The organism is Pseudomonas sp. PDM32, from assembly GCF_019219225.1.
Lineage (GTDB): Bacteria > Pseudomonadota > Gammaproteobacteria > Pseudomonadales > Pseudomonadaceae > Aquipseudomonas > Aquipseudomonas laurylsulfatiphila.
The window spans coordinates 37,694-50,895 of record NZ_JAHUWE010000015.1; the positions used below are offsets into that span (position 1 = coordinate 37,694).

Consider the following 13,202-nt stretch of genomic DNA (forward strand, 5'->3'; position numbering starts at 1 on the left):
GATTCAACCTGTTGCAGGGGGCTTTTTGTGGGAGCGAGCTTGCTCGCGATAGCGGTCGAACAGACACATCAATGTTGAATGTGACCCCCTCATCGCGAGCAAGCTCGCTCCCACAGAAGAGCCCTCACCGCAAGTTGTTCAATCGTTGTACTGGCTCAACAACCGCTCCAGTCGTGCACTGAGGCGGCGCTTGATTTCGGTCTCGATGTGCGGGGCGAAATCGTCGATCACGTCTTGCATGATCAACTGCGCGGCAGCGCGCAGTTCGCTGTCCAGGTGCAACAGGTCATCCGGGTTCTTGCTGACGGCAGGCGCCGGCGCAGCCGTGATGACCGGTTCAACGATCGGGGTAGGGGGTGTCGGTTCGACGGGCGGCGAAGGCTCGCTGACGGCGTCGAACAACATGGGAATCTGTTCCTGATCGCCTTCCTCGACCGTGTCGGTCAGCAGGGGCGGTTGCAGGTTGTCATCGCCGAGCAATTGGCGGATCGACTCAAGGTCGTCCAGCAGGTGCGCGGACTGTTGCAGCGGTTTTGGAGTGTCCATTGGAAGGCTCAGAGTCGCTGTAAACGGTGATCTTGCAGAGGATAGCCCTGTTCGCGGTAGAAACGGAAACTCTCCCGCGCGGCCTGGCGAATCGTCGGGTCTTCCACCACCACTTCCGCCACGCGGGCGAAACGCTGGGCGAAGGCCGGGACTTTCAGGTCGAGATTGACCAGCAAGTCCTGATGCTGACCGCAATCGTCACCCAGACCCAGGACAATCAAGCCATCCGGTTCGTTTTCGGCGGGGCCGTGGGGCACGAAGCTTTCACCCTTGAATGTCCAGAGGCGTGCGTCGAGATCGTTGCGTTGGGCGGCGTCGCTGCAATGCAGGTAGACACGGTGCCCCATGCGCCAGGCCTTTTCGGTGAGCTTGCAGGCGAAATCCAGGCGTGCCGAAGGATCGGCGCTGGGCAGGATATAGAAGTCGACTTTGGTCATTGCGGTTCCTGAGCCCTGGGGGGCACTGCCCGAAAGCAATGCCCCCCAGGGTCATTGGTTTCAGGCTTTGGCGCGGTCCAGCAGGTATTGGGTCAGCAACGGAACCGGACGGCCAGTGGCGCCCTTGTCCTTGCCGCCGCTGGTCCAAGCGGTGCCGGCGATGTCCAGGTGCGCCCAGTTCAGGTTCTTGGTGAAGCGCGACAGGAAGCAGGCGGCGGTGATGGTGCCGGCTTTCGGGCCGCCAATGTTGGCGATGTCGGCGAACGGGCTGTCCAGCTGTTCCTGGTACTCATCGAACAGCGGCAGTTGCCAGGCGCGGTCGTCGGCAGCCTTGCCGGCGCTCAGCAGTTGGCCAATCAGTTCGTCGTTGTTGCCCAGCAGGCCCGACGTGTGGGAACCCAGGGCGACCACGCAGGCACCGGTCAGGGTCGCGATGTCGATGACCGCTTGCGGCTTGAAGCGCTCGGAGTAGGTCAGGGCGTCGCACAGCACCAGGCGGCCTTCGGCGTCGGTGTTGAGGATTTCGACGGTCTGGCCGCTCATGGTGGTGACAATGTCGCCAGGGCGCGAAGCGTTGCCGCTCGGCATGTTCTCGGCGCAGGCCAGGATGCACACCAGGTTGATCGGCAGCTTCAGTTCCAGCACGGCACGCAGGGTGCCGAACACGCTGGCAGCACCGCCCATGTCGTACTTCATTTCATCCATGCCGGCGCCTGGCTTGAGGCTGATGCCGCCGGTGTCGAAGGTGATGCCTTTACCGACCAGCGCATACGGCTTCTCGGATTTCTTGCCGCCGTTGTATTGCATGACGATCAGGCGTGGCGGCTGGGCGCTGCCCTGGCCTACGGCGTAGAACGAACCCATGCCCAGGGCCTTGATCTTCTTCTCGTCGAGAACTTCGACTTTCAGATCCTTGAATTCCTTGCCCAGGTCTTTCGCCTGCTCACCGAGGAAGGTCGGGTGACAGATGTTCGGCGGCAGGTTGCCCAGGTTGCGGGTAAAGGCCATGCCGTTGGCGATGGCAGTGGCGTGGGTCACGGCGCGTTGCACTTCAGCCTGAGCGGCCTTGATGGTCAGCAGGGTAATTTTCTTCAGGGCGCGGGGTTCGGCTTTCTGGCTCTTGAACTGCTCGAAGCTGTATTCGCCGTCCACCAGGGTTTCGGCCAGCAGGCGGGTCTTGCCATAGCTGTCGCGGCCTTTGACCATGATTTCGTCGAGGGCCAGTACCGCGTCGCTGCCGCCCAGGCCCTTCAGGGTGTTGAGGATGCCGGCGATGATCTTGCGGAACGGGCGGTCACCCAGTTCGTCGTCCTTGCCAATGCCCACCAGCAGCACACGTTCGGCCTTGAGGTTCGGCAGGCTGTGCAGCAACAGGCTCTGGCCAACCTTGCCGGCCAGGTCGCCGCGCTTGAGCACTGCGCTGATCGCGCCGCCGCTCAGTTCGTCGAGTTGCTTGGCAACGGCGCCGAGCTTACGGCCTTCGCCGACGGAGACCACGAGAGTGGCGGTCTTCAACGTTTCCGGGTTGACGCTTTTTACAACCAGTTCCATGTCCGGGTCCCTGAATTGATGGTTATCACGCATGCGCCCGACACCTTATGTGCGTCGATTGCTTATAAAAGAAAGGCGCCAGGATCGACCGGCGACAAAGGCCGCAGTTTGAACCTCGCTACCGGCGGCTGACAACCCTCGGTTGTACGATCTTCATGGAATTGACGGCCCTGTAGGAGCGAGCCTGCTCGCGAAGAACCCGAGACCACCGCGGGGCTTCAGGCTCCCCGCGTTATCATTGACGACCATCGTCGGAACGCCGCCCGGAGCAAGCTCACCCCTACACCCTGCACCCCAATGCATTGCGCAGTGACAGGCGCACCCAATCACAGGATAATGCGCCATCTTTTTTCGGCGGCTCTGTCTTGCGGGTTGTCCGAAACGTTTGCTTGTTTGGCCGCCTTAGCCTGACAACCCTGGAGTGTCTGGTTTGATCGTCTTCCGTTATCTGTCCCGCGAAGTCCTGTTGACCTTGAGCGCCGTCAGCGCCGTGCTGCTGGTCATCATCATGAGCGGTCGTTTCATCAAATACCTCGCCCAGGCCGCCTCGGGCCTGCTGGATCCGGGCTCGCTGTTCCTGATCATGGGCTTTCGCATGCCGGGGTTCCTCCAGCTGATCCTGCCGCTGGGGCTGTTTCTCGGGATCCTGTTGTCCTACGGGCGGATGTACCTCGAAAGCGAAATGACCGTGCTCTCGGCCACCGGCATGAGCCAGCAGCGGCTGGTCTGGATGACGATGTTTCCGGCCACCCTGGTTGCACTCGTCGTCGCGTGGCTGAGCCTGAGCCTGGCGCCACAGGGAGCCAATCAGTTTCAGCTGCTGCTGAACAAACAGGATGCCCTCACCGAGTTCGATACCCTGGAGCCGGGGCGCTTCCAGTCCCTGCGTGACGGCACCCGGGTCACCTATACCGAGCGCATGTCGGATGATCGCGTGAACCTGGGTGGCGTGTTCATCTCGCAAAAGAACATCAGTTCCAACAACAAGGATCGCGGCATTTCTGTGCTGGTGGCGGAAAAGGGGCGTCAGGAAATTCGCCCGGATGGCAACCGCTACCTGATCCTGGACAACGGCTATCGCTATGACGGCAGTCCGGGTCAGGCCGACTACCGGGCGATCAAGTACGACGAATACGGTGTGTTGCTGCCAAAACCGGAAGTCAGCGACGAAGTCACCGACCGCGATGCGATGCCGACCAGTACGTTGATCGGCAGTGAAGACATTCGCATGCGTGCCGAATTGCAATGGCGCATCTCGCTGCCATTGCTGGTGTTCATCGTCACCTTGATGGCGGTGCCGCTGTCGCGGGTCAACCCGCGTCAGGGGCGATTCCTCAAATTGCTGCCGGCGATTCTTCTCTATATGGCTTACCTGACCATTCTGATTGCCGCCCGTGGTGCCCTCGACAAGGGCAAGATCCCCGCAGTGGTGGGTTTGTGGTGGGTGCACGGGATTTTCCTGGCCATTGGCCTGGGTCTGCTCTATTGGGAACCCTTGCGCTTGATGAGGGCGAGTCGCCGCAGCGCGCTGGAGGTGGCCCGTGGTTAAGCTGGATCGCTACATTGGTAGCAGCGTGTTCATGGCGATTCTGGCGGTGCTCGGGATCATTCTTGGTCTGGCGACGCTGTTTGCCTTCATCGACGAGATGAGTGAAGTCAGCGACACCTACACCCTGCTCGATGCGCTGAGTTATGTGTTGTTGACCGCGCCGCGCCGGATGTACGAAATGCTGCCGATGGCCGCGCTGATCGGTTGCCTGATAGGCCTGGGCACTCTGGCCAGCAACAGTGAATTGACGATCATGCGCGCCGCCGGTGTGTCAATCGGCCGGATCGTCTGGGCGGTCATGAAGCCGATGCTGGTATTGATGCTGGCCGGTTTGCTGATCGGCGAGTACGTCGCTCCACCCGCTGAAACCGCCGCGCAGGCCAATCGCTCGCTGGCCCAGGGCAGCGGCGATGCACAAAGCGCCAAGCACGGTTTGTGGCACCGCCAGGGCGATGAGTTCATTCACGTCAACTCGGTGCAGCCTAACGGCATTCTGTACGGCGTGACCCGCTACCGTTTCGACAACGAGCGACACATGCTGTCGGCGAGCTTCGCCAAGCGCGCCGAGTTCGACACGGATCACTGGCAGTTGACGGACGTCACGACCACGGTGTTCCACGAGCGCAGCACTGAAGTGGTGTCGACCCCGGTCGAGCGTTGGGGCGTGGCCTTGAGTCCGCAATTGCTGAGCACCGTGGTCATGGTGCCAGAGTCGCTGTCGATCAGCGGTCTGTGGGGTTATATCCACTACCTGGCGGACCAGGGGTTGAACAACAGCCGTTACTGGCTGGCATTTTGGGTCAAGGTGTTGCAACCGCTGGTGACCGCCGCCCTGGTGTTGATGGCGATTTCCTTCATCTTTGGTCCGCTGCGGTCGGTAACCCTGGGGCAACGGGTGTTCACCGGTGTGCTGGTGGGCTTCACCTTCCGCATCGTTCAGGATCTGCTGGGCCCTTCGAGCCAGGTGTTCGGCTTCCCCCCCTTGCTTTCGGTGCTGGTGCCGGCGGGTATTTGTGCCGTGGCCGGGCTCTGGCTGTTGCGCCGGGCCGGTTGATGACGGGCCTTTTTCGAGCGCTTTGACGATCAAAAACGCCCTTGTCGCAAGACCGGGGCGTTTTTGTAGGTGCCGTCTGACCTGCGAACGTGACGCTTGTGCCGTGGATCAGGTACAATTCCCGGCTATTTTTCGGCGGGCTATGCCTGCAGCCTTTTTGAGTGTTGATCCGTGAGTGATTTGAGTCATATCCGCAATTTCTCCATCATCGCCCACATTGACCATGGCAAGTCGACGCTGGCCGATCGCTTCATCCAGATGTGTGGCGGCCTGGCCGAGCGCGAAATGGAAGCCCAGGTCCTGGACTCCATGGACCTCGAGCGCGAGCGCGGGATCACCATCAAGGCGCACAGCGTTACTCTGTATTACAAAGCCAAAGACGGTATCAACTACCAGCTGAACTTCATTGACACCCCCGGCCACGTCGACTTCACCTACGAAGTCAGCCGGTCGCTGGCGGCCTGTGAAGGCGCGCTGCTGGTGGTCGACGCCGGTCAGGGCGTTGAAGCGCAGTCGGTTGCCAACTGCTACACGGCGATCGAGCAGGGCCTGGAAGTGATGCCGGTGCTGAACAAGATCGACCTGCCACAGGCCGATCCGGAGCGCGTCAAGGAAGAAATCGAAAAAATCATCGGCATCGATGCCACCGACGCGGTCACTTGCTCTGCCAAGACCGGTCTGGGCGTCGATGAAGTGCTCGAGCGCCTGGTGACCACCATTCCGGCGCCGACCGGCAACATCGAAGATCCGCTGCAAGCGTTGATCATCGACTCCTGGTTCGACAACTACCTGGGCGTTGTCTCCCTGGTGCGCGTGCGCCACGGCCGCGTGAAGAAGGGCGACAAGATCCTGGTCAAGTCCACCGGCAAGATCCACCTGGTGGACAGCGTCGGTGTATTCAACCCGAAACACACCCCGACCGTTGACCTGAAGGCCGGCGAAGTAGGCTTCATCATCGCCAGCATCAAGGACATTCACGGTGCGCCAGTGGGCGATACCCTGACCCTGAGCTCGACGCCGGACGTCGACGTGCTGCCGGGCTTCAAGCGCATTCAGCCGCAGGTGTACGCCGGCCTGTTCCCGGTCAGCTCCGACGACTTCGAAGACTTCCGCGAGGCGCTGCAAAAGCTCACCCTCAACGATTCGTCGCTGCAATACACGCCGGAAAGCTCCGACGCACTGGGCTTCGGCTTCCGTTGTGGCTTCCTCGGCATGCTGCACATGGAAATCATCCAGGAGCGCCTGGAGCGCGAGTACAACCTGGACCTGATCACCACGGCGCCGACGGTAATCTTCGAGCTGCTGCTCAAGACCGGCGAGACGATCTACGTCGATAACCCGTCGAAGCTGCCGGACCTGTCTGCCATCGAAGACATGCGCGAGCCGATCGTGCGTGCCAATATTCTTGTGCCGCAAGAGCACCTGGGCAACGTCATTACCCTGTGCATCGAAAAACGCGGTGTACAGGTCGACATGCTGTTCCTCGGCTCTCAGGTACAAGTGACCTACGACTTGCCGATGAACGAAGTGGTGCTGGACTTCTTCGATCGCCTGAAATCCACCAGTCGCGGCTATGCTTCTCTGGACTACCATTTCGATCGTTACCAATCGGCCAGCCTGGTGAAACTGGACGTGCTGATCAACGGTGACAAGGTCGACGCCCTGGCGCTGATCGTGCACCGTGACAATTCGCACTACAAAGGTCGCCAGTTGACCGAGAAGATGAAGGATCTGATTCCGCGGCAGATGTTCGACGTGGCAATCCAGGCCGCCATTGGCGGTCAGATTGTGGCGCGGACAACCGTCAAGGCGCTCAGAAAGAACGTATTGGCCAAATGCTACGGTGGTGACGTCAGCCGTAAGAAAAAGCTGCTGGAAAAGCAAAAGGCCGGTAAGAAACGCATGAAGCAGGTCGGCAACGTGGAAATTCCACAGGAAGCCTTCCTTGCAGTGCTCAGGTTGGATAGTTAGGTCCTATGTCACTAAATTTCCCGCTGTTGCTGGTCATCGCCGTATTTGTCTGCGGCCTGTTGGCGTTGCTCGATCTGTTGATCCTGGCCCCGCGTCGGCGTGCCGCCATCGCTTCCTATCAGGGCAGCGTCAGCCAGCCTGACATGGTCGTGGTCGAGAAGCTGAACAAAGAGCCGCTGCTGGTCGAATACGGCAAGTCGTTCTTCCCGGTGTTGTTCATCGTGCTGGTGCTGCGTTCGTTCCTGGTGGAACCGTTCCAGATTCCTTCCGGTTCGATGAAGCCAACCCTGGATGTCGGCGACTTCATCCTGGTGAGCAAGTTTTCCTACGGGATCCGCTTGCCGGTGATCGACAAGAAAGTCATCGAAGTCGGTGATCCGCAGCGCGGCGATGTGATGGTGTTCCGCTACCCGAGCGATCCGAACGTCAACTACATCAAGCGTGTGGTTGGCTTGCCGGGCGACACGGTTCGCTACACCGCCGACAAGCGTCTGTTCGTCAACGGTCAATCGATTGCCGAACAACTGGTCGGCTCCGAGCCGGGCACGCTGGGCAGCGCCGAGCTCTACAAGGAAAAACTCGGTGCCGCCGAGCACATGATCCGTAAAGAGATGAGTCGCTACCGCGCCATGCCGGATCATTCGTGGACCGTGCCGGCCGGGCACTACTTCATGATGGGCGACAACCGCGACAACTCGAACGACAGTCGCTACTGGGATGACCCGAACATTCCCAAGGATCTGCTGGGCATGGTTCCCGACAAGAATATCGTCGGCAAGGCCTTCGCGGTCTGGATGAGCTGGCCGGAACCCAAACTCAGTCACCTGCCGAATTTCTCGCGGGTTGGCCTGATCAAGTAATCAAACACGGCGCTGTTGAACACAGCGCCGAATGCATTTCTGGAACCTGAAGAAGGTGACGGAAAAAGCATGAAGCCAATGATATTCAGGACGTTATTTTTGAACACAGCGTTAATTGTCCCAAGCCTGCGCCGCCTCACGGCGATGGCAGTGCAATCGAACCACGAACTCAGCGTGGGTAAACCGTGAGCGTCTCCTTAAGCCGTCTAGAGCGTCAGCTCGGCTACACCTTCAAGGATCAGGAACTGATGGTCCTGGCCCTGACTCACCGCAGTTTTGCCGGGCGTAACAACGAACGCCTGGAATTCCTCGGTGACGCCATCCTCAACTTCGTCGCCGGCGAGGCGTTGTTCGAGCGTTTCCCGCTGGCCCGCGAAGGCCAGTTGTCGCGTTTGCGCGCACGCTTGGTGAAAGGTGAGACCCTGGCCGTACTGGCCCGTGGTTTCGATCTGGGCGAGTACCTGCGCCTGGGCTCGGGCGAGCTGAAAAGCGGCGGTTTCCGTCGCGAGTCGATTCTGGCCGATGCCCTCGAAGCGCTGATCGGTGCGATCTACCTCGATGCCGGCATGGAAGTGGCCCGCGAGCGTGTGCTCGCCTGGCTGGCCGGAGAGTTCGAAGGCCTGACGCTGGTCGACACCAACAAAGATCCGAAGACCCGCCTGCAAGAGTTCCTGCAGTCCCGTGGTTGTGAGCTGCCGCGTTACGAGGTGGTGGATATCCAGGGTGAGCCGCATTGCCGGACGTTCTTCGTCGAATGCGAAATCATCTTACTGAATGAAAAAAGCCGAGGTCAGGGTGTGAGCCGTCGTATTGCCGAACAGGTAGCGGCCGCCGCAGCACTGATTGCCCTGGGTGTGGAGAATGGCAATGACTGATACAAACGCAACGCGCTGTGGCTATGTTGCCATCGTCGGCCGTCCAAACGTGGGCAAGTCCACGCTGCTGAACCACATCCTGGGTCAGAAGCTGGCGATCACCTCGCGCAAGCCGCAAACCACCCGCCACAACATGCTCGGTATCAAGACCGAGGGTGACGTGCAGGCGATCTACGTCGACACCCCCGGTATGCACAAGGGTGGCGAGAAGGCCCTGAACCGCTACATGAACAAGACCGCTTCGGCGGCGTTGAAAGACGTCGACGTGGTGATCTTCGTGGTCGACCGCACCAAGTGGACCGAAGAGGACCAGATGGTGCTCGAGCGCGTCCAGTACGTGACCGGCCCGCTGATCGTGGCGCTGAACAAGACCGATCGCATCGAAGACAAGGCCGAGCTAATGCCGCACCTGAGCTGGTTGCAGGAGCAGCTGCCGAATGCGCAGATCATCCCGATTTCCGCGCAACACGGGCACAACCTCGATGCGCTGGAGCGCGTGATCGCCGAGCACTTGCCGGAAAACGATCACTTCTTCCCGGAAGACCAGATCACCGACCGCAGCAGCCGCTTCCTCGCCGCGGAGCTGGTGCGCGAGAAAATCATGCGCCAGATGGGCGCCGAGCTGCCGTACCAGATCACCGTCGAGATCGAAGAGTTCAAGCAGCAGGGCAAGACCCTGCACATCCATGCGTTGATCCTCGTCGAGCGCGATGGCCAGAAGAAAATCATCATTGGCGACAAGGGCGAGCGCATCAAGCGTATCGGCACCGAAGCGCGCAAGGACATGGAGCTGCTGTTCGACTCCAAGATCATGCTCAACCTGTGGGTCAAGGTTAAGGGCGGCTGGTCCGATGACGAGCGTGCGTTGCGTTCGTTGGGTTACGGCGACCTGTAATACGTTTTTCGGATCAACAACGATCCCCTGTGGGAGCGGGCTTGCTCGCGAAGAGGATGTAACATTCAGCAGTGATGTTGGCTGTTACGCCGCCTTCGCGAGCAAGCCCGCTCCCACATTGTTTTTGGGCTGTTTGTAAAACTGCGTTTCTTCATTGAGATCTGCGATTTCCATGTCCCAACCCATCGCCCAACCTGCCTACGTCCTGCACTCCCGCGCCTACCGTGAAAACAGCGCGCTGGTGGATTTCCTGACGCCGCAAGGCCGGCTGCGGGCGGTGTTGCGCAGTGCGCGGGGCAAGGCCGGGACGCTGGCGCGGCCATTCGTGCCATTGGAAGTCGAGTTCCGGGGCAAGGGCGAGCTGAAGAACGTCGGGCGCATGGAAAGTGCCGGTGTTTCCACCTGGCTCAATGGCGAGGCGCTGTTCAGCGGTCTTTACCTCAATGAACTGCTGATTCGCCTGTTGCCTGCCGAAGATCCGCTCCCCTCGGTGTTCGATCATTACGCCGCCACCTTGCTGGCCCTGGCCGAAGGCCGACCCCTGGAGCCCTTGCTGCGCTCCTTCGAATGGCGCTTGCTCGATGACCTCGGCTACGGGTTTTCCCTGACGACGGATATTCACGATCAGCCCATCGCGCCGGACGGCCTCTACCGTTTGCAAGTGGATGCCGGGCTGGAGCGGGTCTTCCTGCTGCAACCGGGTCTGTTCAACGGCGCCGAACTGCTGGCCATGGCTGAGGCCGACTGGTCTGCCCCTGGCGCTCTGTCTGCCGCCAAGCGCTTGATGCGCCAGGCGTTGGCCGTACACCTGGGTGGCCGTCCACTTGTCAGTCGCGAGCTGTTTCGCAAGCCCTGATCACACCGTATGCTGTGCACCGAACTTTCTCTTCTTCTGGAGCGCTTTCCGTGACCACCAGCACCCGTATTCTTCTTGGCGTGAACATCGACCACGTTGCCACCCTGCGTCAGGCCCGGGGCACCCGTTATCCGGACCCGGTCAAGGCAGCGCTGGACGCGGAAGAGGCGGGCGCTGACGGCATCACCGTGCACCTGCGCGAAGACCGCCGGCACATTCAGGAGCGCGACGTTCTGGTGCTCAAGGATGTGCTGCAAACCCGCATGAACTTCGAAATGGGCATCACCGAAGAAATGATGCAGTTCGCCGAACGCATCCGCCCGGCGCACATTTGCCTGGTGCCGGAAACCCGTCAGGAGCTGACCACCGAAGGCGGACTGGATGTGGCGGGGCAGGAAGCGCGGATCAAGGCGGCGGTTGAGCGCTTGTCGAAGATCGGCTCCGAAGTGTCGCTGTTCATCGACGCCGACGAGCGTCAGATCGAAGCCTCGCGCCGTGTTGGCGCCCCGGCCATCGAACTGCACACCGGGCGTTATGCCGATGCCGAGACACCGACCGAAGTCGCCGAAGAACTCAAGCGTGTCGCCGATGGCGTGGCCTTCGGCCTGGCCCAGGGCCTGATCGTCAACGCCGGGCATGGCCTGCATTATCACAACGTTGAAGCCGTGGCGGCGATCAAGGGCATCAATGAGCTGAACATCGGGCATGCGCTGGTGGCCCATGCGTTGTTCGTTGGCTTCAAGTCGGCGGTGTCGGAGGTGAAGGCGCTGATTCTGGCGGCTGCCTTGAAGGGCTAAGATCAAAAGATCGCAGCCTTCGGCAGCTCCTACAGGTATACACAAAACCCTGTAGGAGCTGCCGAAGGCTGCGATCTTTTGCTTTAAAGCGGCGCTGGCTCTTGAGCCGGCTTGCTCTTGTCGATCCCCGGAACCAGCAGTTTGCCCTCGGCGACCTGGTCGCCTTCAAGCTGCGGCTGGGTTACCCAGGTCAGGATGTCGTAGTAGCGACGGATGTTCGCCACGAAATGCACCGGTTCGCCGCCGCGGGCGTAGCCGTAGCGGGTCTTGCTGTACCACTTCTTCTCGGACAGGCGCGGCAGGATCTTCTTCACGTCCAGCCATTTGTCCGGGTTCAATCCTTCCTTGGCCGCCAGTTTGCGCGCGTCGTCCAGATGGCCGCTGCCGACGTTGTAGGCCGCCAGGGCAAACCAGGTGCGGTCCGGTTCCTGGATCGAGTCGTCGAGCTGGTCCTTCATGTAGGCCAGGTACTTGGCGCCGCCCATGATGCTTTGTTTCGGATCGAGGCGGTTGGACACGCCCATGGCCTGCGCGGTGTTCTGGGTCAGCATCATCAGGCCGCGCACTCCGGTCTTGGACGTGACGGCCGGTTGCCACAGGGATTCCTGATAGCCGATGGCCGCCAGCAGGCGCCAGTCGACTTTCTCTTTCTTGGCGTACGACTTGAAGTGCTGTTCGTACTTGGGAAGGCGTTGCTGCAAGTGTTGGGCAAAGGTGGTAGCGCCCATGTAGCCGAGCACGTCGACGTGCCCGTAGTAACGATCCTTGAGGCGTTGCAGGGTGCCGTTTTTCTTGACCTTGTCGAGGTAGTCGTTGATTTCGTTGAGCAGGCTGTTGTCGTCGCCCAGCCCTACGGCCCAGCTCTGGTTGCTGGCGTCACCGAGGTCGAAGGCGACCCGGATGTTGGTGAAGTACACCTGGTTCATCGCGACTTCGTTGGAGTCGACCAGCGTCAGGTCGATCTGACCTTCGTCGACCATGCGCAGGAGATCGACGACCTCGACTGCGTCAGACTCTTCGTATTCGATGCCGGGAAATTTCTCTTTCAGCTTTGCCAGTTGTTCAGCGTGGGTGCTGCCCTTGAGCACCACGATCTTCTTGCCCACCAGATCCTTGGCGTCGGTCGGCCGTGACTGGCCGTTGCGGTAGATGACCTGCGGGGTGACTTCCAGATAGGAGTGGGAGAAGCGCACCTGCTTCTTGCGTTCTTCGCTGCTGACCAGGCCGGCCGCTGCCAGCACCGGGCCGTTGGGCTTGCCTACCTGGTTGAACAGATCATCTAGGTTGTCGGCGGTCTCGATCTTGAGCTCGACCCCCAGATCGTCGGCGAAGCGCTTCACCAGCTCGTATTCGAAGCCGGTTTCACCGTTGCGATCCTGAAAGTAGGTGGCGGGGCTGTTTCGGGTAACCACCCGCAGCACGCCATCCTCCTTTACGCGCTCGAGCGTGTTGGGTTTATCAACACAGGCACCGAGCATCAGGAAGAGTCCGATTGCGATCAGCCATTTGGCGTACCGCGGACGCAAAGCCATTGGGAAAAACATCTGCGCAGTATACGCAAAGGACCGCGGGCGCCATATCTCGACAGTGAAGGGGTTGTCTGCTAGCGATCACAAATCTGGCCGAAACCCCGCAGGAACGGGGCTTTTCTGCGTTTTGTTACAGTGAAAATAAGCTGTCGTCACACGCCAGGTTAACCTGACTTTCGGGGCAGAAACACAGATCGATACCCGAGTGCAACCGTGCGTAGCGTTTCGGGTGATGTCGCGGGCTGTTTAGGCTAGAATGCACGGCCTCAAAGCACACCCCTT

General features: G+C 60.3%; 12 protein-coding genes. 8 read left to right on the top strand and 4 right to left on the bottom strand.

What is annotated here, in order from left to right; genetic code table 11:
• Positions 1-138 precede the first annotated feature (138 nt).
• The 3 genes from KW846_RS25235 to KW846_RS25245 are packed head-to-tail and all read right to left on the bottom strand — an operon-like array spanning position 139 to position 2,534.
• Entirely contained in the window at positions 139-546 is a 408-nt protein-coding gene (locus KW846_RS25235; RefSeq protein ID WP_218485911.1) for a DNA polymerase III subunit chi, read from the bottom strand.
• Between the two features lie 8 nt (positions 547-554).
• Positions 555-983, bottom strand: coding sequence for a DNA polymerase III subunit chi (locus tag KW846_RS25240; protein ID WP_015093639.1), 429 nt, complete (start codon positions 981-983; stop codon positions 555-557).
• A gap of 60 nt (positions 984-1,043) precedes the next feature.
• On the bottom strand, positions 1,044-2,534 hold the full coding sequence (locus KW846_RS25245; RefSeq protein WP_218485984.1) for a leucyl aminopeptidase: 1,491 nt from the start codon (positions 2,532-2,534) through the stop codon (positions 1,044-1,046).
• Between the two features lie 430 nt (positions 2,535-2,964).
• On the opposite strand from KW846_RS25245, the gene lptF reads away from it, so the two are divergent.
• From lptF to pdxJ, 8 genes are all read left to right on the top strand, one after another.
• Positions 2,965-4,083 carry an LPS export ABC transporter permease LptF gene (lptF, locus tag KW846_RS25250; protein ID WP_218476286.1) on the top strand — a complete coding sequence of 373 codons (1,119 nt, stop codon included), beginning with the start codon at positions 2,965-2,967 and terminating at the stop codon, positions 4,081-4,083.
• Complete coding sequence (gene lptG, locus KW846_RS25255) at positions 4,076-5,137, top strand: LPS export ABC transporter permease LptG (protein WP_218485912.1); 1,062 nt, start codon at positions 4,076-4,078, stop codon at positions 5,135-5,137. The genes lptF and lptG overlap by 8 nt, the downstream gene beginning before the upstream one ends.
• 171 nt (positions 5,138-5,308) lie before the next feature.
• Positions 5,309-7,108 carry a translation elongation factor 4 gene (gene lepA / locus KW846_RS25260; protein WP_007973962.1) on the top strand — a complete coding sequence of 600 codons (1,800 nt, stop codon included), beginning with the start codon at positions 5,309-5,311 and terminating at the stop codon, positions 7,106-7,108.
• Between the two features lie 5 nt (positions 7,109-7,113).
• On the top strand, positions 7,114-7,968 hold the full coding sequence (gene lepB / locus KW846_RS25265) for a signal peptidase I (protein ID WP_008053222.1): 855 nt from the start codon (positions 7,114-7,116) through the stop codon (positions 7,966-7,968).
• A 185-nt stretch (positions 7,969-8,153) separates the two neighbouring features.
• The gene (gene rnc / locus KW846_RS25270) at positions 8,154-8,843 is read left to right on the top strand and encodes a ribonuclease III (protein ID WP_007973960.1); all 690 of its coding nucleotides are present in this window, start codon (positions 8,154-8,156) and stop codon (positions 8,841-8,843) included.
• Positions 8,836-9,738, top strand: coding sequence for a GTPase Era (era, locus tag KW846_RS25275; protein WP_007973959.1), 903 nt, complete (start codon positions 8,836-8,838; stop codon positions 9,736-9,738). Before rnc ends, era begins: the two co-directional genes overlap by 8 nt.
• Before the next feature lie 172 nt (positions 9,739-9,910).
• On the top strand, positions 9,911-10,594 hold the full coding sequence (recO, locus tag KW846_RS25280; protein ID WP_218485913.1) for a DNA repair protein RecO: 684 nt from the start codon (positions 9,911-9,913) through the stop codon (positions 10,592-10,594).
• Positions 10,595-10,644: 50 nt separating this feature from the next.
• Complete coding sequence (gene pdxJ, locus KW846_RS25285) at positions 10,645-11,391, top strand: pyridoxine 5'-phosphate synthase (RefSeq protein ID WP_218485914.1); 747 nt, start codon at positions 10,645-10,647, stop codon at positions 11,389-11,391.
• An 83-nt stretch (positions 11,392-11,474) separates the two neighbouring features.
• Here pdxJ and mltF read toward each other — a convergent pair whose 3' ends face one another.
• Positions 11,475-12,935: a membrane-bound lytic murein transglycosylase MltF gene (mltF, locus tag KW846_RS25290; RefSeq protein WP_218485915.1), complete on the bottom strand. Its 1,461-nt coding sequence runs from the start codon at positions 12,933-12,935 to the stop codon at positions 11,475-11,477.
• Positions 12,936-13,202 lie beyond the last annotated feature (267 nt).